At 38.6% G+C, this 25325-nt stretch carries 13 protein-coding genes; all 13 read right to left on the bottom strand.

Annotation, left to right across the window (positions count from 1 at the left end; translation table 11 throughout):
- Nucleotides 1–69: 69 nt before the first annotated feature.
- On the bottom strand, nt 70–1587 hold the full coding sequence (locus tag WFY05_RS00210; protein ID WP_340110678.1) for an alpha-L-fucosidase: 1518 nt from the start codon (nt 1585–1587) through the stop codon (nt 70–72).
- Between the two features lie 39 nt (nt 1588–1626).
- A complete protein-coding gene (locus tag WFY05_RS00205) occupies nt 1627–3102 on the bottom strand; it encodes a sulfatase (RefSeq protein WP_340110677.1) in 1476 nt (491 codons plus the stop codon).
- 99 nt (nt 3103–3201) lie between these two features.
- Nucleotides 3202–5640: a glycoside hydrolase family 3 N-terminal domain-containing protein gene (locus WFY05_RS00200; RefSeq protein ID WP_340110676.1), complete on the bottom strand. Its 2439-nt coding sequence runs from the start codon at nt 5638–5640 to the stop codon at nt 3202–3204.
- A gap of 52 nt (nt 5641–5692) precedes the next feature.
- Nucleotides 5693–7231 (bottom strand): sulfatase family protein, encoded by a 1539-nt coding sequence (locus WFY05_RS00195; protein WP_340110675.1) that lies wholly within the window; start codon nt 7229–7231, stop codon nt 5693–5695.
- 289 nt (nt 7232–7520) lie between these two features.
- Nucleotides 7521–9836: a glycoside hydrolase family 3 N-terminal domain-containing protein gene (locus WFY05_RS00190; RefSeq protein ID WP_340110673.1), complete on the bottom strand. Its 2316-nt coding sequence runs from the start codon at nt 9834–9836 to the stop codon at nt 7521–7523.
- A gap of 345 nt (nt 9837–10181) precedes the next feature.
- The gene (locus tag WFY05_RS00185) at nt 10182–14051 is read right to left on the bottom strand and encodes a hybrid sensor histidine kinase/response regulator transcription factor (protein ID WP_340110671.1); all 3870 of its coding nucleotides are present in this window, start codon (nt 14049–14051) and stop codon (nt 10182–10184) included.
- A 364-nt stretch (nt 14052–14415) separates the two neighbouring features.
- Nucleotides 14416–14736: a sulfatase/phosphatase domain-containing protein gene (locus WFY05_RS00180; RefSeq protein ID WP_340110669.1), complete on the bottom strand. Its 321-nt coding sequence runs from the start codon at nt 14734–14736 to the stop codon at nt 14416–14418.
- Between the two features lie 204 nt (nt 14737–14940).
- Nucleotides 14941–16407, bottom strand: coding sequence for a hypothetical protein (locus tag WFY05_RS00175; RefSeq protein ID WP_340110668.1), 1467 nt, complete (start codon nt 16405–16407; stop codon nt 14941–14943).
- A gap of 249 nt (nt 16408–16656) precedes the next feature.
- Complete coding sequence (locus tag WFY05_RS00170; protein WP_340110667.1) at nt 16657–18036, bottom strand: sulfatase family protein; 1380 nt, start codon at nt 18034–18036, stop codon at nt 16657–16659.
- A gap of 198 nt (nt 18037–18234) precedes the next feature.
- Nucleotides 18235–19728, bottom strand: coding sequence for a sulfatase family protein (locus WFY05_RS00165; protein ID WP_340110666.1), 1494 nt, complete (start codon nt 19726–19728; stop codon nt 18235–18237).
- Between the two features lie 175 nt (nt 19729–19903).
- Entirely contained in the window at nt 19904–21670 is a 1767-nt protein-coding gene (locus WFY05_RS00160) for an alpha-L-fucosidase (protein WP_340110665.1), read from the bottom strand.
- Nucleotides 21671–22533: 863 nt separating this feature from the next.
- A complete protein-coding gene (locus WFY05_RS00155) occupies nt 22534–22881 on the bottom strand; it encodes a hypothetical protein (RefSeq protein WP_340110664.1) in 348 nt (115 codons plus the stop codon).
- A 1408-nt stretch (nt 22882–24289) separates the two neighbouring features.
- On the bottom strand, nt 24290–25216 hold the full coding sequence (locus tag WFY05_RS00150; RefSeq protein WP_340110663.1) for a hypothetical protein: 927 nt from the start codon (nt 25214–25216) through the stop codon (nt 24290–24292).
- Nucleotides 25217–25325 lie beyond the last annotated feature (109 nt).

Below are 25325 nucleotides of genomic sequence, written 5' to 3'. Positions count from 1 at the left end.
AAGGATGCCGGGAAACGTTCATAAGGATTATTCTGACTATTTCAAAAATCACTGCGAAATATCAATCATCTATTCCAGTTCAATTTTAACCACATCAACCAGATTGGTGCGAAGTTGAGCTGGCAGCAAAACGGTAATGGTATTCCCGGTTTGCCGGTAAGACAATTTTTTGCCTGACTCCAGGATGGTAACTGATTTCGGATTTCGGGTTGTTTTTAGTGTCAGAGTAGTATTTTGGGCAGGAAGCCTGTCTTCCTCGAACTTGCCACCATCCCTGAAGCGTGGAATGGTAAACAGATACCGCAGGTTTTCGCATGCTGTTGCCGGCACCGAAGCTTCTTCGTTAGCAGGTAACTGCCCTGCTTCTTTAAGCGAAGCATCATTGGCTTTCATCCATTTTTTGAGCACCTTCATGTTATCATACACTCCTTTCGAGAATTCTCCTTTGAAATTCGGGCCAACGCCCAATAGAAAATTTACTTTCCACGCCCGTGCCGAAACCAATTCGCCCAGCACAAAAGCATTCGAGCGAAAAGGTATGTTGGTGCTTCTGGTCCAGTCACCTGTCCAGGGATCGCAAAACTCGGCCCATATATTTCCGGGGTCTTTTTCCGGTGGAGTGCGCTCGAAGGTTTTAAAATCACCTTTCTTGTGCATCCTGGGATTTATGACAATGCCCGGCTGAATTTTCCGTATTTCCTCCTGAGTTACTAAATTATTTCCATTGGGCACCTTTGCCGAACCATCGAACCACAGCAGGTCGATTTTTCCCCATCGGGTCAGAATCTCGTGAATCTGGCCTTTTACAAATTGAGCATATTCCTGTTGGTGTCGTTCAATTTCTTCCTGTGTTTTTTTATCTTTCCGGGGGTTCAGATTGGCATCGAGACTGGGTAGTCCCGGATTTTTCCAGGGGGCACGGTAGTAAAGAAAATTCATGTAATCACGGTTGAAATACCAGTCGGGTGGAGAATAATACAAACCAACCTTCAGCCCGTATTTCCGGCAGGCATCGATAAATGGTTTAATAAGGTCTCTTCCCCCCATGTAATTTATAGTGCTGAAATTACCGTACTTACTCGGCCACATGGCAAACCCTTCGTGATGTTTTGTTGTTAACACAGCGTATGTAAAACCAGCTTCTTTGGCTGCTTTTATCCATTTATCAGGGTCATAATCAACCGGGTTGAATTCCTTCGCCATTGCCCAGTAATCGTTGGGAGTAATGGCCGGCGGCTCACCAGACAGATTATAGTCTCTTTCTGCAACGATCCTTTTAATCTCTGCAGAGTCGAGTGTTACTTTTGCCAAAGCTCTTCCGGGAATCATAGGCCACGAAATCCCGAGGTCTTTTACCGAAGAAATTCCCCAGTGAATAAACAAGCCCAGTGTTGCATCGGGGAACCACTGCGCACCGGGGTCTTGTGTATGTGCATAAGCCGATGATTTTGCATTGGTATTGCCAATCATACCGTGTTCGGTCTGTACAACGTCCTTGTCTTCTGTTTGTGCATTCAATGTTATTCCAGCTAGAATAAATCCGGACATCATGCAATACTGTAATATTGTTTTGAAATGTTTTATCATATAATTAGAATAATTTGCTCTTATATAAAAGAATTCATGTCAGTTGCAATATTTATCCCTTGTATCAGGGGCTGCAACACCACCGGTTACCTGTCTTGGATGATCTTTATACAACAAAGACTGTAATTTCTGTATCTGTTCTGCATACTCGGGATCATCGGCCAGATTATTTAACTCACCCGGATCGTTTATTTCATCGTATAATTCTTTCCCGTCTTTTCCCTTGTCCCCCCATTCATTATACCTGAACCGGTCTGTCCGGATACTGTGCCCCAGTCTTTTCCCGCGCTGAACCTGGGTGAATGCCGGACGTTCCCATGTTGCATCAGGATCTTTTAGAAGTGTAGAAATACTAAATCCCTGCAGCTCCTTGGGGGGCGTCAGTCCGGTCAGGTCAGCTAATGTGGGATAAATATCCACAAGTTCGACAATTCTGCTACATTGCTGACCTCGATTTTCAGCGCCAGGCACCGAAATGATCAGCGGGCATTTAGCAGATTCTTCAAACAAACTTCGTTTAAACCAAAGACCATGTTCTCCGAGATGATAACCATGGTCGCTCCAGAAAACAATGATCGTATTTTTGTCAAGGCCCAGCGAATCGACCGCATTAAGCAAACGCCCGATTTGTGCATCGACAAAAGAAATTGCAGCGAAATAGGCCAACTTGCATTCCCTGGCATGATCGGCGGTAATCCCAAAATAGGGCCACGGTTTGGTGGAGGCAAGCGCCAGCGGGGGATAACTGTCTCGTGTCTTCGGGCTGATTTCTGGAAGTTTTATTTGGTTAATGTTGTACTCGTCAAAATATTTCGAGGGTGTTATCCACGGACAATGCGGCTTATAAAATCCGGCAGCTATAAAGAAAGGCTTGTCACCGTGTTTTTTAAGTAACTCAATCGCATTATCTGCCACCTTACCGTCGGTATGTTGAATGTCTGTTCCCTCTTCGTCAGAATAATAAGCCATTGACGAGCCCAGACCTCTTTTGGGAGTATAGTCGATCACGTCAAGTTCGAGCGCCGTTTTATCCCTTCCTGCAGGGTTAAACCTTTCCGTCCATGAAACTTTATCATCCAGCCCGTTTGTACCGATATCACCCGGATTACCGTAATGAAACATTTTCCCGACACGAGCCACATAATATCCATTATTCATGAACATTTGAGGAAGGGTAACGACGTTGGGAAGCCCCTGCCTGAAATGATATTGCAAGTCAAACACCTTTGTGGAATCAGGGCGCAATCCGGTTAAAATCGAAGAACGACTTGGGCTGCATAGCGGGAACTGACAATACGCATGACTAAAAGCGATTCCCCGGTTCGCCAGCCGGTCGATATTCGGTGATTGAACCTGGGAATTCCCAAAACATCCAAGGTCATTGTTCATATCATCAACGGCAATAAAAAGCACATTGAAAGGTTGCTTCTCCTTTTTCTTCCCAGTTGTTGGCGAACAACTAATTATTGAAGCAAGAGCAAGAATTAGCATTGATTTAGTCAGGAAATTCTTCATTATTCTAAAAGTGTAGTTTTTAATAAGGCTTCAGCATGGGGCTAATTAATCAACAAAGCATGTCAGGATCAAATGATAATCACAAAAACTCATCAATTTTTACTTATCATTTGTATACGATTTATTAAAAGCCTTTTGACTGGTGATCTCGAAACGACCTTCCTGCCGGATATCCTCCGACGAACTTCCAATCATTATCTTGAACCAGCCCGGTTCCACACCCCATTTCATGTTGCGGTCAAGCATTTGCAAATCTTTTGGAGTTAAAGTAAAATGGACTGTTTTGGTTTCACCAGCTTGCAAATGTATCCGTTCAAAACCACGCAGTTCTTTTACAAAACGGACCACCGAACTCACTTCATCTTTGATGTATAACTGAACCACCTCATCGCCTTCCATTTCTCCGGTATTCTTTACATCTACAGAAACTTCAATATTTCCCTCAGCTTTTTGTTTCATCGGGTTAATTTTAAGGTTTGAAAAAGCAAACGAAGTAAAGCTCAGACCATAGCCAAAAGGGTAAAGAACACCGTTAACGGTTGTTTTGGCAGAGGAATGTGTATTAGGTTTGTAAGGAAAACACATTGGTATTTGCCCGACTGATTTTGGGAACGTAAAATTCAATTTTCCGCCCGGGTTGTAGTCGCCGAATACAATGTCAGCAATGGCCTCGCTACCGTATTTACCCGGGAACCATGCTTCAATTATGGCCTGGCAGGTTTTGTCTGCTTTGTTAATGGTCAGCGGGCGACCGTTCATTAACACCAGAACGACCGGCGTTCCGGTTTCCTGAATTTTATCAATCAACAGTTGCTGATAACCAGTCAGATCAAGGCTTGTTCTCGATTTGGATTCGCCGACAATATCATTGTTTTCCCCCATAACCAGGATGGCCACGTCTGCTTTTTTTGCCTTCTCAACCGCGTCATTAATTTCTTTCCATTCATCAGTTGAAGGTTCTGAAGGGATGATCTCGCTCTCCGGCCAGCTTTTATCGACAATATCACAACCTTTGGCATACATTACATTGATATCACTTCCCAGTTTATCACGGAAAGCGCTGACCACCGATTTGTAGCTGATTTGTTTAGGACCATAACGGGATACAGACAGCGTGGTATCCATGGCATTCGGACCGGCAATCAGGATATTTTTTATTTTTTCTCTTTGAAGTGGAAGGAAATGATTTTCATTTTTTAATAAGGTCATGGCTTCGTAAGATGCCCGTTTGGAAACTTTTTCAAAATCGGGATTTAAAAACGTTTTTTGAGAAGCTTCAGGATCGTTAATATAAGGCCGGTCAAAAATCCCTGTCCAGTATTTTACGCGCAGAACATCACTTACGCGGGCGTCCAGCGTTTCCATTGATAAGGAACCTTCCCCGACCAATTCACGCAAAGGTTTTATAAAAACTGACGGATCATTGAAAGTCGTCCGAACATTCATTCCGGCCTGAACTGCCTGACGCACTGCATCCTTGTAATCGGGAGCCACACGGTGTTTCGACCAAATATATATCAGGGCATTGCTATCGGATACCACATAGCCTTTAAAACCATAATCTTTGCGCAGCAGTTCTGTTAAGAAATACGGCGATCCTGTAACCGGCACACCATCATAATCATTGTATGAACTCATCGTACCCAAAGCATGTCCTACTTCAAAAGCTGTTCTAAACGGTGGCAACAACAAAGTATGCATCTCCCTGAAACTGATTTGCGGATCGGTGCGGGTCATTCCATCCCTTCCTCCAATAGGAATGCTGTATGCGGCAAAGTGTTTGACGGTTGATACCACACGGTTTTTCTGGATAGCTTTCACCTCCTGTAATCCCAACTGAGACACCAGGTAAGGATCTTCCCCATAACTTTCTACTATTCGTCCCCAGCGTGGATCACGGGCAACATCCAGGATTGGTGAATATACGTTTGTATAACCATCAGCTTTGGTCTGAATGGCAGTGATATTCCCGATCTGCGAAACCAGGTCTTTGTCCCAACTTGCTCCAACCCCGCATTGCGCAGGAAATAATGTTGCACCGGTAACACAAGCTCCGTAAATACCCTCGTTGGTAAAGTCTACGGGGATGCCGAGCCGGGTATCTTCAACAAACCAGCGTTGCACTTCGTTGATTGTTTTTACATGATAAGAAACCGGCCAGGAACATTGATCCGACTTGTTCCCGTTACAGTGTTCATCGATATTACCAATCCCGTCCTTCCAGACTTCGTTTTTCCATTCAGGTGTTGGTAGTGTGTCTTTCAGTACTCTGGGATAGCCATATAGTGTAGCCAACTGGCAGGTCTTTTCTTCCAGGGTCATGCGATTCAATAAATCCGTGATCCGCAGCTCGATGTCCAATGCAGGGTTCTCGTATGGATCCATCTTTCCGTTTTTGTTAAGATCAATCCAATCTTTATGGTACATCGATTTAATTTTGAAAGGAACGTATTTCCCTTTCCCTTGAACAGGAAATACTATAAAGCCGAGAAATAAGGCTATTAAAACAGAAATAGTAATTTTATACAGGTTTGTCATTTTTATTTTTTTTATTGCTGCCCGATAAAAAAAGGCTAGCGAATTATATGTATCATTTTTTATAATAAGGCTGATAATTAGCCAGGAAGTGGTCATACACGTTATCAGGAATATGAATCAGGTCATGCGTATTTTCCATGTGATCTTTGATCTGATTAATTAATTCATTGACTTTATATTTGTATTCAGGCTGAAACGCAAGATTGTCCTTTTCTTCTGGATCTTTTCTTATATTGTATAACTCTACAAAAATTTCATCTTTAAAAGTATCCAGTATAAGTTTGAAATCATCCTGTACAATACATCTCTGGTTATTGCCATAGGCACCGTTTCCATCGTATTGAATAAAAACTGGTTTTCGATCGATAGTTTTGCCGTTAACGACCGGCATGAAAGAGATCCCGTCTGTTTCAGCTGCGTCAGGTATCTTAAGATAATCGATAAGTGTTGGCCATACATCCATTAAGCTCACTACTTCATCCGTTTCATTAACAGCGGGTTTGAAGTCAGACGGAAATTTGATAACAAAAGGCACCCTGGCCGATTCTTCGTACATACAGTTTTTTTGCCATAAACAATGGCTGCCCAGCATCTCGCCATGATCTGCTGTAACAATGATCAGCGCGTTATCATAGATACCCTTATCTTTCAGGGCCTGAATTATCCGTCCCACTTCATCATCAAAAAGGCTGACAAGCCCGAGATATTTCGGCCATATTTCCGACCATTGTTCCCTGGAATAACGCGAACCAAAAAAGCCGGTCAGATTATACAATTGAAGCGGAGACTGTCCGGGATACCATACACCAACATTGTCAGGAAGAGTAAAATCATCTTTTTTTACCTCGCTGTAATAGGGCTCCGGAACATCGAGCGGTGGATGGGGTGCCAGGAACATGGCATTAACAAGCAATGGTTTTGATCCCTCGGAATGGCCCTTAATTGTCTCAACCACCTTATCGGCCACATACTGGTCGAAATAATACTTTGCCCCCGGTTCATAAAGCCCGGTTTCCGGTATTGAGTAATTTTTTATGGAAGTATGCGTGTTTGCCACAAGCTCAGGATCAATTGCTTTGAAATTGCTGCCTCCGGCTTTGCGAACATTTTGTTTTTTCAGCCACTTTTCGTAGTTATTTGTTGTAATCCACTTAGTTTTCGTTTGCGGGTCTTTATCTATCTTATCCTGCGTGAAAAAATGTTGTTTGCCTATATGCCAGCTATCCCAATCTTCTGACATAGTCCTGTACAAATCAGGCATCCCTGACCTAACCTTCTGATAATGTCTATCCTCTGGTTGCCAGCCATTTATTATACAGCCGGTATTATTGGGGTACCTGCCTGTGAAAAATGATGCCCGGGAGGGAGCACAAAGCGGACATGCAGTGTATAGCCGGTTAAAAGTAACTCCTTCCTCCTTTAACGAATTAATATTAGGCGTAAACTTACCTATTGCATCATAGCGGAGCTGATCGGCCATGATGATAATTACCGGAACATTCTTCTCTTTATTTTGAATCTGTGGTCGGGCCTCTGTTTTAACCTGTAAGCCCAGGGCTAATAAGAGGTAAAGAAACAATCGCGTTTTCATGTTATTAAAATTATAAGTTTTTCAGTTGTATCATACGGAACTCGCGTGGATGATTTAATTATTTCCTTTTGTGCAATCCTGTCCATACTTATTTAAACTTTGTTATTTAAAAATTGTCCAAAAATCGATTTACAATGAATTACCAATCAGATTATTTCAGCTTCATAACATCCTATTTCAGTTTTCAAAAGCACCTGCTATGGATTTAGATAAATGATTTCGAAAATAAGGTGTTAAGATCTTCATCATTTTATCATTTATTAGTCAATCACGACTTAAAGGTTAAATGTTATTCTACTTTCAGGATTGTTTGTTTCAGGTTTTGGGAGTCAGGCCCTGTCATTACCAAAAAATTGCCGGATTCCACCACATGATCTAAATCCATATTATAAAATGAAAGATCTTCGGGAGTTAGGTCAAATTCCAGGGTCTTCACTTCTTTCGGATTTAAAGTTACTCTTTTAAATGCCTGAAGCTCCTTTAACGGTCTTGTTACTGAACTAACTTCGTCCCTGATGTATAGCTGTATAACTTCATCGCCGATAAACCGGCCTGTATTTTTAATTTTCAGGCTAACTGTCACATTCTCATCCTTGCTGATGATGCTTTTAGAAATAGAAGGTTCTGAAATTTCGAACGTTGTATAACTCAAACCATATCCAAACGGGTAAAAAGAATTATTCAATTCGGAATTATCATTGGACTTACCTTTTGGAATGGTAACCGGAAGTTTCCCCCCCGGATTATAACTGCCAAAAAGAACTTCTGCAATTGCCTGATTTACCAACTGATTTTGATGCCAGCTTTCCAGTATAGCATCTGCTTCGTAATTCAGCAGCGATAATAAATGAGGATTATTATTGACGAGTATAACCGGTTTTCCTGTACTTTTTAATTTGTGCAATAGTTCCGAATGTTGCAGTACGAAGTCTGTATTTTCCTTATTAATTGTTGAATTTCCGGTTTCGTGAGGTGATTGTTGTCCGGTATTGCCGGTTACAAATAGTATAACATCTGCATCCTCAGTCACTTCTTCAGTTTTATTTCCCAGATCACGTTTCAATTCTGAAATTCCTTGTTTAAATTTTTTTGAATCTGTTATTGTATTATGACCCCTTGCAAATAATACCTTTACTTTTTCACCGCTTTGCTTTTTTATTTCTTCCAATAATGAAGTTGTAAAATTTGAAGTATCGTTTGGCATTTCCAGCTCAACGGGATATTTATCGATGCCAATAACAGCAATGGTCTTCAGTTTATTCGCCTGAAGTGGTAGGATTTGCTCTTTATTTTTTAATAAAACAATGGATTTTAATGCAGCTTCATGTGCCAGCCGAATGTTATCTTCAGTGCCGCTTATTTTTTCGGCGTGATCAGGGTCTACAAATGGATCATCAAAAAGACCCAGTCGGAATTTTGTTTTAAGAATGGGCAATACCATTTCATCCAGCAGATTTTCGCTTATTTCTCCTGATTTTACCAGTTCAACCAGTTCAGCGTAGCATTCATCAGAATTAAATTCTAAATTCAAACCGGCATTGAAAGCTATTTTTGCTGCCTCAATTTTATTCTCTGAAATAGAATTATAGGCACTTTTATGAAAGAGGTCAGAAATACCATAATAACCAGACAGTACAACACCGTCAAAATCCCATTCCTCACGAAGGATATCTTTTATGAGCCACGTATTGGTAAATGCAGAAACTCCGTCTATTTCATCATTTGAAACCATTATACCAAGAGCGCCGGCATTTTCAATACCTTCCTGAAATGGAGGCAAATACATTTCTTTGATTACCCTTTTCGAAATATTTGATGATTCAGACTCTTGACCAAATTCACCTAAATGTGTTAAAGTTGCTATTACATGATCTTTGGTTTTAAAATCACCTTTCCCCTGCAAGCCTTTTATGGCCGCAGAAGTTACCCGGGTGACCAGGAACGGATCTTCACCAAAAGTATTTTCAGTCTTAAACCAATTAGATTTTGTTGCAAGCTCTGCTGCCGGCTCCAGTACCTGTTGCGTACCTCTTGCACGAATTTCCGCAGCCGACATGGCAAACAACTCTTCAACGAGAGTCGGATCCCAGGTAGCCCCCAATCCAATGGGACTTGGCAGCAAAGTCCCATCTTTTACTGTTTGTTCATATAGATGGTCTTCCAATATTATAACCGGAATACCATACTTGTTTTCATTCATGAAGAATTTTTGGATAGAATTGGTAAACTCAGCCAATTCCCTTGAATTCATTGTTTTTTTTATATCCTGCGGAATGAAAACATAACCGGTTCCGTTTGGGAAATTTGCTGTTGCTTTATCCTGATTTAAATGGCCCGATTCATCGAAAATACCATCCATATTTGATTCACCAGTACAAAGGGTTTGTGCCACTTTTTCTTCAATACTCATCAATGAGATCAAATTTTGTGCCCTGACTTCCGGAGTATTGCCGGAATTCTTATAATTCTTAAAATTATCCTCTTTATTTATGCCTGTACAACTTACAAGTGCTAACAAGAACAACCCAAGTATCCCGTAATTTAAATGCTTAATTTTCCAGATCATTTGATTTAATAGAATATTTTGTTTGTAAATGTTTTTCATTTTTTCAAAATTAAACGCTGAATCAACCGGATTTTATACCGGATAATTTCAGTTTAAAAATCAGGAAATTATATTTCTGAACAGGGCAAAAAACGTTCGTATATTGCTGCAAATCGTTCTTAACCTTCAAATACAAATATTTCATATTCTTACAGGAGAAAATGGTGTGATGTCTGTCGAATATATTAATCCGGTTTAATACAATCATGTCTTGAAGGAAAAGTAAATAATACATTTCTTTTGACTTTCTTATCCCAATTCGGTAGGGAGAAAATAAAAAATCAATCGGATTCCCTTGAGGATAAAAATTAAATGATAACCGATAAGGAACAGGCACTAAAATCCTTAGCGTGTGTAGTGAGATGGAGCTTTACCGAAATATTTTTTAAAAGCTTTGGTAAAATGTTGTGGTGCCGAAAAACCACATTCATAAGCGACTTCCGAAATATTATATTTTTTGCTTACGAGGAGTTCCATTGCTTTTTCCATTTTAATTTTAGTGATGTACCCTTTTACTGATAATCCTGTCAATGCTTTTAGTTTTCGGAAAATAACAGGACGACTAACAGCCAGTTCTTCGCAAAGCGTATTTACCGAAAATTCAGCTTCATTTAAATTCTGAATTACAATTGATTCCAATCGTTTAAGAAATTCGCGGTCGGCTTCATTTTTAATATTTTCCTTTATGGCTTCAAATCCCTGCTCCCTGTATTTCTCTTGAAGAATTTCCTGCATCTTCAACAGGTTGTGTATAGTTATTTCAAGGATATTGACATCAAAAGGTTTTTCAACAAAAGCGTCGGCACCGGTTTCAAGTCCGGTCAGTTTATGTTGTTCTGAACTTAATGCCGTAAGCATGATTAACGGAATATGACTGGTTGCCGGATCGGATTTTAATATTTTGCACAGTTCCATACCCGATAATCCAGGCATCATTACATCCGTAATTATCAAATTTACATCTTCATTTCCTGCTTTCTCCAAACCCGATTCACCATCCACCGCCTCCAAAACATTATGTTTAATTTTCAGCCGGTTACTGAGTTGAGTGCGCAATTCGTTATTGTCCTCAACCAAAAGTAACGTATATTCTTTTTTAACATGTTCTTCAGTTGATTCTGTTATGCTTCTTAAAGTATCATCAGGCTCAACAGAATGTTTTAGATATGCATCATTAAATGGAAGCAAAACAATAAAACAGGTACCTTTTCCTTCTTCACTGCTAAAAGTAATTTTGCCACCATGTTGTTCAATCAGACGACGAGAAAGAACCAATCCCAGTCCACTACCCGGTTCCTGACGGTTGGCCACATTTTCTGCCCTGAAAAACCGCTTAAAAATATCTTTTTGCTGTGCTTTAGGAATACCTATTCCGTTGTCGGATACTTCCACTTCAACATATTTGCCTTTACGATTGGTTTTTATAGTTACCTTTCCTTCATCGTGCGTATATTTTATGGCATTGGATATCAGGTTATTAAGCACGCGTTGTAACTTAAAATGATCGGCATGTACGTAAAGCCCATCAGTCAAACTCGTTTCAATAATTATTTCGCGACGTTCCGTTATGGGAGAAAAATCATTTACTATTTCTGAAATGAACGGTGAAATTTCCAATCGTTCAGGATTAAGTTCAGAAGTTACGTACTCTGATTTCTGAAAATCGAGCAGTTGGGTAATAAAATGGTTTAGCCGCTGAACATTCCTGTTTATCGACTGCATATCTTCATTCGAATCTCCAAAACCTTGTTTTGTTGAGAGATTATCTGCAGAAAACTTGATTAAGGATAAAGGTGTACGAATGTCATGTGCCAGATTAATAAACAACCGCATTTTTTTTTGAAAATATTTTTCCCTGATAATTATTCGACCAAAGGAAATGCTGAAATATACCAAAGCTGCCAGGAATATGATATATAAAATAAATGCCCAGTTTGATTTCCAGAAAGGTGGCAATATAGTAAAACTTAACTGTTTAACTTTTGGATTCCACACTCCGTCGCAATTGGAAACCATTAATTTAAATGTATAATTTCCCGGGCGAAGGTTGGAATAATTAGCTTGTCGGTTAAAAGTGGGAGTATTCCATGTATTATCATAACCTTCCAATATCCATTTGTACTGGTTTTTACGGAAATTGGTAAATTCAATAGCTTCAAATCCAATAGTAATGTTATTTCTGTTATAATCGAGTACTGTTTTCTTAAGGTAATTGGGATAGGTTATCTGGCCATTATCAATAGAATCATTTACCTCTTTCCCTATTATGTTTAAAGTTGTAATAAAGGGGACAGGCAAATTGGAATATGAAGTTATTTCTTCAGGCTTAAAATAAGATACTCCGTTTGCCCCGCCCAAAAAGATTTCGCCTGAGGCTGTACGAAAATAGGCACCCAGGTTAAATACATTATCCGAAAGCCCGTCACGTACATCGTACTTTTCCGTTTTTGAATTTAATGGATTGAATTTTAAGATGCCTGAATAAGTACTGAGCCAGAGATTCCTGTTGTCATCGGGGGCTATTCCACAAATAACATTTGAAGGGAATCCGTTTAATTCATTAAAAAATGTAGTTTCTCTGTTTTCAAAGTTATACCTTACCAAACCACCACCTTCGGTACCTAACCAAATGATACCTGATTTATCTTCATAAAGAGAATATACATAATCGTTGTCTAGATTAATATCATTGAACAAGGAATAAAGGATTTGTTCAAATTCAACCATTCTTTTATCGATCCTGAAAACCCCGTAAATAGAGCCGGCCAGAATTTCCCCATTTTTCCGTTGAATCACTGTCCGAACTGCGGGGATATTGTAAGTAATATATTTATTTGTTGTTCTGTTCCAGACTGTTACTCCTCTATTCATTTCCGAAAACCATACATCTCCTTCATTGTCAACCAGCACCGAATAAACATAATGAATTTCTTTTTTAGTTCCCTCTTCATTGTAATCCGTCATTGTACTCACATTGCCAGTTTCGGGATCGATGATATTAATTCCGCCTCCATAAGTACCGGCAATTATTTTTCCTTCCGTATCCTCTGCAAGACATAAAATAGAATTATTATTCAATTTCCCGTTTTCCCGGGTATAGTGAATCCATATGTTCTTTTCCCTTTTCCATTCAGATATTCCACCAATAGTACCAAACCAAAGATTACCGGATTTATCTTCCAGAATACGTTTCACCGTGTTATTTCCAAGACTGTTTTTATTATCGGGACTGTTTTTAAGTGTGAAAAACTTTTTTTGATTCGGGTCATAAAGATTTAATCCACCACCAAAAGTACTAATCCAAATCCTATTCTGAATGTCATAAAACACATCGTAAACGTTGTTTATCGAAAGTGTGTTGTCGTTCCCAAATTCATGTGAAAGGTGAGTTAATATTTTGCCTTCAGAATTGACAATAAAAACACCGTTTCCGTCGGTACCTACGATGAAATTACCTTGAGGAGTGCTTGTTATAGACCTGACAACGGATTGCTGATTCTCAATGTCAAGATTAACATTTATTTTTTCTCCATTTGAATCAATAATGAACAGGTTGCCTTGCATTGTTCCAGCCAATAGCAGGCTGTCCTGCCCATGATATAATGAAGAGACTGCTTCTCCATTGAGGATTAAATCCTGCGAAACAAGATCGCCGTTTCTTAAAATTCGATATTTTGCAATACCAGATCGGGTTCCCAGCCAGATTGTTTCATTTTTACTACTAATGGTCCTCAGATTTCCGGGCTCAATATCAATCCTTGAGAAACGTTCAACAGATATTTGAAATGAATATAAATGTTCATATGTAATCAGTAATAATGTATCCCTGTTGATTTTTACAAAGTCTATAACCTGGCCTTTTTCAGGCAATTCGAACATATAAAATAAATCATCCAGTGGATTATACTTTAATAACTGTCCGTTTTTGGAAACGGCCCAGATTTCGTTATCAATGCACTTTAATTTATTTACCTGTAAGATCGGGCTTTTTTTTGTCCCCTGAATGGCGGTGCTGTATGTGTTGATCGAATATCCTGAATATCGATTTATACCGTTTCTGGTTGCCAGCCAAATAAAACCAATAGAATCCTGAGCAACGGAATAAATCACATTGTGACTTAGCCCATCATTCGCTGTAATGTGCTCAAAAGAAATATTTTGAGCAGCAACACTAAAATGAGCCAATAATAAACAAAGCTGGAATAACCTTTTCATCAATCTTCAAACTGACCACTCATATTATAAACTTTAAATTACCAATTTTTATATCGTTTAAGCATTTTTGTGATCAAATTCTTTACTGAATATCTTATTTGTAAACAATCTTAGGTTCCGGTATAAAATCAACAAAAGTTGCTCCATTCTTCTTAAATTCAGAAATTGTTTTCTTTCTGAGCGCTGTTAATTTATCCTGAAATTCCTTTCTGACAGCGAGATTGTGAAGTTCCTCCGGATCATTTCCCAAATCGTATAACTCCTCTATGTAATCTTTCCAGATATAGCGTATATATTTGTATTTGCCTTAACGACACATGATCCAAGCACGTGTTTTAGATCCTTTATGAACGATAAATTTACTCTAATTACCAGTTTTGCATGCATCTTTTAATGCCTCTGTAATTACTTCATTCCCGTAACGGTTACCGATATAAAGCTGGATCATTACCGAATCCTTCCAGTTTTCCTGTTCAGGATTAATCAACAGTTGCCTAAAATCGCATCCATCGAGTTTATTAGACGGTGTAACATTACAAAGGGAATGAGTGGTTTTGATAATATCAACGCCATTAATGGGGTAATTACACACCTTCCCTTCGGCAAACCTATTAGGTTGTCTTACAATCATTGGAGCCAACAGGTTGGCATCATACGGTGCAATTTTGAGTTTATATCCATGCATAAGAATTGGGATATGCGTGGACGGTACGCAATGACTGATCATCACTAAAAATGTAAAGAATATTAGGTTTCTTATGGATAATAGTTGATGTATTATCAACTATAGCGCTAATTATTCCCAGTAGCCAACATATTGAAAATATTAATGAGACCATAGTTTATATAACCGCTTAATGTAACTATTAAAGAAAGATTCAGCATTTATCTAATGTTCTTGATTTTTGAGTATACAGGCTTTTTTCTGTGCCTCATACAGCGACTCAGGTTTCAACGTCCCTCGATTTAATCCTTCCCAATTGCCATCGGGTCGATCAGGGAATCGCCCAAGAAGCTTTGTAGCTGTTCCGCCAATAACATAATTTTTAGCAGACACCCAGGGATTTTGTGCTGTAATGGTTTTAGCCTTACAATTCCAAAACACCTGGTTCGCTCCGGCCCAGCCATGGCCTGTTCCGTAATTGCCTCTATCCTGAACGCTAATGGATCGGTCTGTTTTGATTACATCATACAACGTCCCTGTTGCCCAACGATGATGAGGTCCAATATCGGATTGACTGTTTACAGCTTCGCACTGGGTAAATACATTCGGGCCACAAACTTTTCTTCCGGTAACAAAATCATGTCGTCCGTAAGTTGAAAAACAACGTTTAAACAAATTCAGCTGACCATCACATTCAAAAGCATAACGACGACCACCTATGATTTCTGATTTCGGATCCAGACAATTACAATCTGTGACCGTTATATTTCTCGAGTTATTTGCAACGCTTACGCAACTGTAACCGAAAAACCGAGCTGTTACGTTCTTAATCCAACAATTTTGAGCCTTTACCAGTTTAATTGCAATCCAGGCATGATTCTCATCAGTTTCGTTTTCGTAAGTCGATTTTAAATACAGGTTTTCAATCCCGCATTCTGAAATTCTCCCTTTAAAATCATACCGGTAAACAGATCCTCCTCCATATTTTTCTTCCATTGCCATAACGACCGGATAATCTGTTTGGATTGTATCTCCAGATATTTTTTCGATTTTTCTTTCATATAATAAATCATAATTATCTTCTGTCCACTGCCTTAAGTTAAGATTATCTTCAATCTGGTCCATTTTAAGATCATGAAGCCATTTTTTTGTCCCGGGTCGATAAACTATTATGCTGTTGCCGTTTTGCAATCCATCAGTCGATGCTAAAACCAGTTTCTTGGCTCCAACGGGCACATATTTCTGGTGAATTGTCTTTTTCGATTTTTCGTCCATAATCAAATCACCTGTTCCCTGTATTTCTATTAAATTATACTTTGCTTTTTTAGTGGCCTTCAAAACCGTTTTGTCTTTGTTTTCGCCCCGAAGCACAACTCCTGATTTTCTTATTATTAAGGTTTGAGAAACTTCATATAACCCGTTTTTCAACAACACGGCACCTCTGAATCCGTTTTCATCTGGGAGAAAACTTTCAACTCTATTTATTGCATCCTGTATTCTTTGAAAATCGTCTCCATTCCCGGGAGAAACTTCCTTCACGACTCTAACATTAGGAATTTTTCCCCCTTCATGATACCCTACACGACCAAAATCAGGAATTGTATTCCCCTTTTCATCAGGATTGTATTTTAACTCATTGTTTTCATAGCTTATCCTCCTGGATTGCCAGGAATCCTGTCCATATAAATTCATTATTAAAAACATTGACAGAAATGTACTTATAAAATATTTCATAAGATCAAGATTGCTTATTATATGGTATTTTGTGCCTGCCTGGTGGCAGACTAAGAATTTGTCCTACGTCCGATTACGGATCGGGACTCATGTAACTATTTTATTAAAAAAAATATATCAATATTTCTAAATCACAATTTAAAAATCAATGGCCTATTATCAGGAACCGGATTACCCTCCTCAAATTTCTTTAAACTTGTATGGTTTTTAATCCTGTAAATCAGGAAAAGCAGCAGTCAGATCCAGTTTGTCTCCCATACCTTTCTGAAGGTCAATTAACTCTTTGAACATTTCCTTCACCTTGCCGTGATATTCGTTCACCTCCGATAAATCATTCATTTCCAAAGGATCTTTATTCAAGTCGAACAACAGTACTTTTTTAGCCTCGGGGTAAACAATCAGTTTAAATCCGTCTTTACGGATCATACGCTGAAGATTTTTGTAACAGCCGTAAATGGCAGGGTATGAACTTACGTTCTGCTCGCCGCGAGCTATTTTCATCACACTGTTAAACTCGACATATTGGGGCTTTTGTGCTCCGGCCAGTTCCAGTGCTGACGGCATAATATCCTGGAGATAAACATCCAGATCGATTTTTTTGTCTTTTGGCAGATCAGGGCCAATTATGATCATGGGCGGACGAACACTCAGATCGTACATATTTTGTTTTCCCATCAATCCATAGTTACCACAAGACAAACCATGATCAGCTGTATAGAAAATATATGTATTATCCATTTGCCCTGATTTTTTTAATACATCCAGAATTCTTCCAATCTGCTGATCGAGATGCGTAATCAAGGCATAATATTCCCGGCGGTTCACCTTCACTGCATATTCGGTACGTGGGAACGGGGCAAGTCTTTCATCACGCAGGTCTTTACCACAGCCGATATCGTCTTTATAAGGATATTCAGGCAGAAAGGTTTTCGGGACAGAAATATTTTCCAGCGGATACATATCCACAAATTCTTTCGGCGACTGGCGCGGGTCATGTGCTGCATTAAAAGCGATGTACATAAAGAACGGATTGTCTTTTTTCGACGCCTGACCGATAAAGCCAATCGCCTCATCTGCCAGCACTTCGCTCCAGTGCTTTCCGCCCTGCCAGTAGCCCCCAAAATGAGTATCCCAGGGTTCCCATATCGTGTCGTTCTCGCTCAATGGACGATTGTATCCTTCGGGAGTCTGCCTGGGCATTCCCCCCCTAACCGTTCCCATGGTTTCAAAGCAGGAATCAGGGGTCGCTTTTACATGCCATTTCCCTGCCATGTAAGTATCGTAACCGGCATCTTTTAACAGGTTTCCCCATAGGCCTGCGGTTATTTCAGGCTTTTTCAGACTGGGTATCAGCTTTTTGGCCCGCCAAACAGAACGACCTGTATTCAGCATGGTACGCGAAGCTACACACACTGCTCCACCCCAGGCACCCATGTTATAGGCATGGGTAAAAGTCACACCACTTTTTACCATTTTGTCAAGGTTAGGAGTAATTATCTCATGGTTACCTAAGGCATTAATAGTACTATAACATTGGTCATCTGCAAAGATGAAAAGGATGTTGGGCTTGTCTGCCTTATCCTTCATGCTTGAGCAGGACGTATATAAACAACACACAGCTAACAAGCCTAAAAGAAGGTTTAAATTTCGTTTCATTACTTAATGTTTATTTGATTTTGATTATTTACCTGTTGGAGAAACTCTTTTTCGGTTGCCAAATGTCATATGTCTTTATATTGTCTATGAGTTCTTGCCGATTTCTTGTTAAACACTTCAACCGGAACATCATTCATTGTATTTTAAAGGATCTTTCCAGTTCTGGTCTAACCTGATGTATGATTCGGTACCGTATTCATCACCTTCGAAACTGGATTTACAGGAATTGACAAAGTTAATCGCTCCTTCTTTCATTCCGTTAAATACCGAGGGATCACTTAAATTAACGGCAGATTTTTCATACGGGTCATTAGTCAGGTCGTAGAGTGTGAAAGTACCACTTTTTGCATACACTTTATACTGGTTATCGGAATACGCCACCTGGTTTCCGTAACAGAACCCGATCGGCTTCGGACGTTCCTGCATTTTTCCTTCCAGTAAAGGCAGGATACTTATACCATCCAACTGGTTGGGAGTTTTGCCTGTATCTATATCCAGAACATCCATAATTGTCGGCAGATAATCGGATGTAACAAAGGGAATATCGGTTTCAAAATGTTTTTTTACCGCTTCGGGCCACACCAAAATTCCTGGCACCCGCACACCTCCTTCATGAAGCGAGCGTTTCCTGTCCCTGAAACCACCACTGCTTCCCGGGGTATCCCGTTCGGGACCGTTATCGCTGCAAAACCAGATCATGGTATTTTCCGCCAAGCCTTTTTCGGCCAGGAAATCGCGCAGGCGGCCAACCTGTTCGTCGAGGGCAGTAATACAACCGGCATAATTTTTCATGTAATCGTCCTGGTCAGGGTACATGTCGCGGTACTTTGGCCCGGCAACAACGGGTAAATGCGGCGCATGGAACCAAACGACCGTAAAAAATGGTTTTCCATCGGCTGATGCCTCCTCAATAAAGGGCACTACACGATCCATAATCACCCGGCTGTCATCACCGTCAAGATTTTCAGTCACCTTATTTCCATTGATGTCCCAGTAATGCGTCCCATAATCGGTATAAGCTTCATCTTCTTTTAAGTAATCCCATCCCTCGCGGGTTGCTCCGGCAACTGGTTTTTTCATTGGATCCCAAGTAGGAACTTTTGACTCAGTAACAAAAGCATAGTCATATCCATGTACAGCTGGTGGATTATACTCCTTTAGGTTTCCGGGTCTTCCTCTATTCGCATCTTTTTCGGTATGTGTCAGAGTCCCCAGATGCCATTTGCCGAAATGAGCAGTCGCGTAGTCTTCCTCTTTGAGTAATTCGGGTAAGGTAACTTCTTCGGGTCTTAAAATACCCACGTTTGCAGTAAATACACCTGTTCGGTAAGGATTGCGTCCCATCAATACACTCGCACGGGTTGGCGAACATACAGCGCAGGCTGAATAAAACCGATTAAACTGAACGCCTTCTTTTGCCATTTTGTCAAGATTTGGCGTTTTAATCACCGGATTACCATTGTATCCAACATCTCCCCAGCCTAAATCATCAGCCATCAGCAATATAACATTTGGTTTGCCGGAAAGACCTGATGGCTTTGCCCCTATATCATTTTTTGATTGAGCCCATGTTGCTACACAACTCAATATTCCAAAACCTAATAAAATCTTTTTAATTAACATCACGAAATAATTATCTAATGAATTTTAATTGTTATAAATATTTATTATCCAGTTACCGTTATTCCCAAGTTAAACGATACTGTTTTGCTCCCGACCGCAAAAATAAAATCAAAAAAAAATCAGAATTATTCCTTAAGAAAATATTTTTCTCTTTATTCTTATTAAGATCTATTTCTTACTGAACCGGCTCCAGTATTAGCTTCTGCAACTTCATCAATTCTGTTGATGCAATATTAACGGGCTTAACAGTAATCGTTGCATCCCCTCTTTTCATGCTGACCCTACCGATTTTTGTTTTTTCAAAATAGGCCCCGGGCACAACATTGGCTGTAAAATGCTTATCGCCAATTGTAACTTCAAACTGATTATTTTCACTGCCTTTATCCGACTGGTAAGTCACAAACACATCGAAATTCACATCCTTTTCAATCCTGTTTTCCCAGGTAATAAAATCGTTTTTGTTCTTCCAGTTAATCACGCAATCTTTGTTCTTTTTCCCCGTATCGTACTTCAGGTCCTCATTGTTTAAGTTACCATCGAAAACATGAAAAGTATTTTCATAAGAGGGTGATATAAGCCTTGATGTACCGTTGTAAGCAACATCACCCTCACATTCGACAGCGACCACACTAACTACCGAATCAGGTGCTTCGGCCGGCATTGCAAACATTGCATCTCCTGCCGGAGTTTTTTCAAAAGCTAATGCTTTTTTATCCGGATCGGCCAATAGCCAGGCCTTTTCTATTTTGCTCTTCAAACCGCCAAGCACAAGTTTTTCTCCTGGATAATTATGAATGTGCAGGTATAGCATATTCCCTTTAATGGTTGTCTGGCCCCACGATTGCACAGGCAAACAGGTCTTTTCAGTTCCATAAATAGCCTCGCCGTTTACTTTAAGCCAGGCACCAATGCCTTTCAGAATTTTTACATCGATATCGGCAATGGTACCGTCGCCTTTTGGCCCGACATTCATCAACAGATTACCGCCACGGGCAGATGCTTTCGACAGCAATTTTATGAAATGGGACGCCGGTTTGTGCGAGTGGTCCATTTTATGGTAACCATACGATTCGTTGGTAGTTGGAATAGCTTCCCAATATCTGCTTCCTTCGTCCTTAAACTCAGCCGGTCTGTCGGTTGTCGATTTATAATCGGCGTACCCCCGAGCCGAACGACTGTTAAATATTACATTCGGGCCAGCTACTTTTCGCGCGGATTCCAGGATTAATTGACGCTGATCTTCCGGCAACCATGAACTGGTGTCGAACCAGATAATATCCGGATCATATTTCTTTGACAATATTTCTTCTAATTGCGGGATGGATTTCCCTTTTACGTAATATTCAAGCGATTTCTTTCTGTGTTCCTGCCACTCAGGCATATTATACCACTTTCCTTTTTGTGTGGGCTGATTGTAATCCACGGTATTTCTTTGTCCGTAAGGATGGCTCCAATCCTGTGCATGGGAGTAATAAAAACCAAACTTAATCCCGTATTTGTCACAGGCAGCTTTTAATTCAACCATGGGATCACGGCCAAATTTGGTACCATTAACTATGTCGTAATTTTCCCATCCTTTCACATGTGTATCCCACATGGCAAAACCATCGTGATGCTTTGACGTAATCACCATATACTTCATTCCAGCTTCTTTACAAAGCTTTACCCATTCTTCGGCATTAAATTTTTCCGGATTCCAGTTGGCAGCCACTTCTTTGTATTGTTCAAGCGGAATTCTCAATGACCGCAGAATATGTTCGGAATACCCAGGCGCCTGCTTGCCTTTCCACTCTCCGCCCAATTCGGAATATACCCCCCAATGGATAAACATCCCGAAGCGGGCTTCGTCCCACCATTTCATTTTTTCTTCCTGAGAGTCTTGTCCAAAACCAACCTGAGAAGTTAGTATAAAGAATAAAAAGGTAAAAATCTTTAGTTTCATTTCCTGTCAAATATTTGTATTTACATATCTCTATTTCCAACGAACCAATATCTACGTTATCTTTTAGCCCGTTGATTTCAGTTGCTAAATTACTTGTATACATTGATGGTTTGTTGCCCTTTTAGTTCAAAGTATGCCTCAAATCGTTCCGTAGATAATTTTAATCAGAACCCGATTACACATGAACCGATATTTCTTAATTTCAGAGATTGATGTCATGATAAGTGTAATTCTGGCAACTGATTAACCGTTGAGAAAGTATCATTATAATCCAGAATCAATTGTTCCCGAATAATATTGCATCAAACGATTCCGATTTTAAAATTGATGAGTATGTATGTGTATATGTATGTTGAAATTAGATACCAGATGTAATGATCTATAAACCATCAGGTATCTATTTTTATTGGTGACCAGAACAGCACTCGAACTTAAAAAGGAAGATCTCTTGTTCATACCCTTAATAAATGTTTAATAACTATTCCAGAGTATCAACCTTTATTGTCAATATTCCAGGTGTTTAGATACCCATTATTTCATTAAAACTCATCATTTTCATTCGTTTTTTAGGACTTTTTTGACCTGTTATTTGTGCAAATTAAAGGGGCTCATAACTTAATTTGGTTGTGAACCCCTTTGTTTACTGGTAGCGAGAGGCGGGCTTGAACCGCCGACCTCATGATTATGAATCAGATAGGGAGTTTGCCAAATAGTTTAGAATTTAGACTAACGCTGAGTGTATGATTTCGTAAGGGAATGCGAGATTCAAGCCTATCAAGTTAACACCAAAAATGATGCGGGTGATAATGCTCGAGTACCTCTGAATTCCTTATGAATTATACCCATTATTGTGCCGTCTTGCTTTATATTTTAAAATATCTCTGTTTTAAATCTTTCGAATCATACTTTATCTTTCTACAAGTAAAAATTCGATAATTATACCAGCTTCTATCAGAAGCATAGTGGTTTTCGATAACATCAACCTCTTCTACATATTCAAAATACTGCTCCCAATAATCTTGTTGAAGGTTCGATTCACTTATTGCTAAAACAACAATATTCCTGTCAATATCAGGTACCCATGAGAAATATGAACTTTGTAAAGAAAAAGCGTTGGGTAAATTATAGTTATGTCCCAATAAATTTGTGTTTCTAGCCATGCTGTAGTGTCTTCCCCAAACATAACAGTGTTGTTGTTCTTCGTCAGACATCGAGTGGTAATTGTTGGATACTGATTTTAGAATTCTTTCCCAGTTTTCTTTTGAATAGTAGTTTTCAAAGTTCAGCGGTATTTTATTGTCGCTATTTGGTTTTAGAGAATATATTTCAATATATTTTCAAGTTTTAAAAGTGGTATACCATGCGGTAAATAATAAGTTCCTAAAAATATCAGGAAGAATAGGTAACCATAAGCTATCCATTTGCTTTTTTGTAGGAGGTTTTCAATAAATACTGCTCATATGGCTATTAAAGAAAAAATTAATGGGAAAAAGTAATAAAATTTACCTTTAAAAAGCAATAATAGGATACAAAAGAAAAGTAATGAAAATATAGCCAGTCGTTGTTTTTTTAATATAGGATGAAAAGGAATAACATGCTGTCAGGAAACACACAGATGTAGCCTTTGCTCAAAAGATCAAAAGTTGATATTGGTAGTCTGATAGCTCATTTAATAATGTGAAAAAGGTTCAGCTAATTAAAGCTAAACCCTCTGTATTTTTACTTACACCTTTATTACAACATATATTGAAATTTGGAATTAATAAAAATAAAACATGAAGTTAGGTCAGTGTGTTCTCAATCCCATTATTTTTAATAGGCTTTAATGTATTTTATAGAACTGAGTTTTGACGGAATTCATTTAATCGAATTATATAATTTTCCTATACTTTAATCAGTATTAATCCCAATATTTTAGTATACTATATTCCAGTAATGACGCATATTATAGAAGAATTGCAAAAATAAATGATCATTTTTGAGCTTTTTCTTGTGCAAAAAAATAACCTCTTTTTTATCTGAGATTTAAAATTCTTGTCGGTTCATTTTTAGGACAAACTTGAAATCGTAATATCGTAACAGTTATGATTAAGAGATCTTAATTTGTTGAATCAAACAGTTCCAGGTTTTTATGGTTCACATTAAGACGAACGATTCTTCTTTATTATGATGTTGCCCTGCGATTATTCATCAAGAACTTGTTTCAAAGGACTTAAAACATTTAAATTTTGCAAAAAAAATAGGATCAAGTATATGGAGGTGATATTTTAACAAGGATTATTTTTATTCACCCACTTATTTTAATTCTTTCTTAAAGAGAAAAGGAAGTATTTGCAAGTACATATATGTACCAGCTTATCATACAAACATTATTAAAACTAAATATTATTATTTATTAATATATATATAGGTGTTGTTGTGGTGTTGTTATGGTGACGCGATGATGTTGTTATCCTTCCATACTATCCTGTTCGGAAAGTCTACATACACGCACAATCAATTTTGTTTTGAATTTGGTAATGGTCAGTTAATCGTAATATATAGGCGTCCAAATTTTACCTTCTCACATGTATTTATATAATTTTATTTTTCAGTGACGAAAAGTGTTAGTATAACTATTCATTTTAAGGCGTTTTCCAATGCTATTTTTGCATCTTTGATCTCATCCAGTGGAGCATTGTATTTGGCTCTATTTTTAATTATACGGTCTTTAAGATCGTTTGCATTAAGACCAGTTGATACAAAAAAACCCCTAGTATCTGATAATTTGGTTATCAATTTTTTTCTGATCAGTGAATCCATCATCTTATTAAATGGGTAGCGTTTACTATACTGATTAAATAGTTTATGTATTTGAGAGGTAGCAAGTCTGTTATAAACATTCTTATTTTTAGCTCCACAAGCTCTTAATACAACACCCTTTATAGTTGAATGATTATATTTTCTTTTACCAATAATCGTTTTTATGGCGGAAAGAAAACGAAATTCATCAACAGGGAACTTACCGTCTCTGACCGCAAACAAAAGATTGCTCTTAATACTTACATGGGCATCAATGCCATATTTTTTTTCAAATTGATGATTATCATTTTTCAATCGTTCATATTGTTCGATAGTGTTCTTTAGTGTTCCTCCTTTGAAAGTTAATGCGTGTTGTGCAAAAGTATAATTGATACCTTGTTCGCTTGTTCTCAAGATCTCTAATATATGCGGTCTCATTTTGATATAATCAATTACTTCTTTTTCATAAAGGTGTTGGTATTTTCCGTCATTATCAAAAAGAAACATGTCTTCCAATACACAGGAAATTTCTATGTCCTCATCCTCGATATCTTCTAAAACTTTAATTGTTTCTTTGGTCAGAACGTCAGAATTGAGATTCAAGCAATACAGACATTTTTTTATTAGTTCCTCGGATTTCATTTCAGGAAGAGATTCTATAAATTTCATAATGGAATAAGAAATAATATTATCGAAATGGCCTTTGTCAAGATTGGATTTTAGAAGAAAGTGAAGCGGAAAATTAAAATATGGATTGTCTTTCATTTTATTTCTATTTATGACAAAAACGAACACTGTAAATTATCCCAGTGTTCGTTTATGTTTACATACTTTAGAGATTATTCTCTTAATTAAGATCAAAAATCAAAGCAGG

The sequence above is a fragment of the Maribellus mangrovi genome (genome assembly GCF_037646455.1).
Classification (GTDB): Bacteria; Bacteroidota; Bacteroidia; order Bacteroidales; family Prolixibacteraceae; genus Draconibacterium; species Draconibacterium mangrovi_A.
The sequence above is the reverse complement of the archived record's forward strand: the minus strand, read 5'-3'. Positions and strand labels throughout refer to the sequence as shown.

Bases quoted from the DNA above. Each gene is read 5' to 3' on its own strand.
- WFY05_RS00210 (WP_340110678.1), bottom strand. From the start codon at position 1,587: ATGATAAAACATTTCAAAACAATATTACAGTATTGCATGATGTCCGGA.
- WFY05_RS00205 (WP_340110677.1), bottom strand. From the start codon at position 3,102: ATGAAGAATTTCCTGACTAAATCAATGCTAATTCTTGCTCTTGCTTCA.
- WFY05_RS00200 (WP_340110676.1), bottom strand. From the start codon at position 5,640: ATGACAAACCTGTATAAAATTACTATTTCTGTTTTAATAGCCTTATTT.
- WFY05_RS00195 (WP_340110675.1), bottom strand. From the start codon at position 7,231: ATGAAAACGCGATTGTTTCTTTACCTCTTATTAGCCCTGGGCTTACAG.
- WFY05_RS00190 (WP_340110673.1), bottom strand. From the start codon at position 9,836: ATGAAAAACATTTACAAACAAAATATTCTATTAAATCAAATGATCTGG.
- WFY05_RS00185 (WP_340110671.1), bottom strand. From the start codon at position 14,051: ATGAAAAGGTTATTCCAGCTTTGTTTATTATTGGCTCATTTTAGTGTT.
- WFY05_RS00180 (WP_340110669.1), bottom strand. From the start codon at position 14,736: ATGCATGGATATAAACTCAAAATTGCACCGTATGATGCCAACCTGTTG.
- WFY05_RS00175 (WP_340110668.1), bottom strand. From the start codon at position 16,407: ATGAATTTATATGGACAGGATTCCTGGCAATCCAGGAGGATAAGCTAT.
- WFY05_RS00170 (WP_340110667.1), bottom strand. From the start codon at position 18,036: ATGAAGGATAAGGCAGACAAGCCCAACATCCTTTTCATCTTTGCAGAT.
- WFY05_RS00165 (WP_340110666.1), bottom strand. From the start codon at position 19,728: ATGTTAATTAAAAAGATTTTATTAGGTTTTGGAATATTGAGTTGTGTA.
- WFY05_RS00160 (WP_340110665.1), bottom strand. From the start codon at position 21,670: ATGAAACTAAAGATTTTTACCTTTTTATTCTTTATACTAACTTCTCAG.
- WFY05_RS00155 (WP_340110664.1), bottom strand. From the start codon at position 22,881: ATGTCTGACGAAGAACAACAACACTGTTATGTTTGGGGAAGACACTAC.
- WFY05_RS00150 (WP_340110663.1), bottom strand. From the start codon at position 25,216: ATGAAAGACAATCCATATTTTAATTTTCCGCTTCACTTTCTTCTAAAA.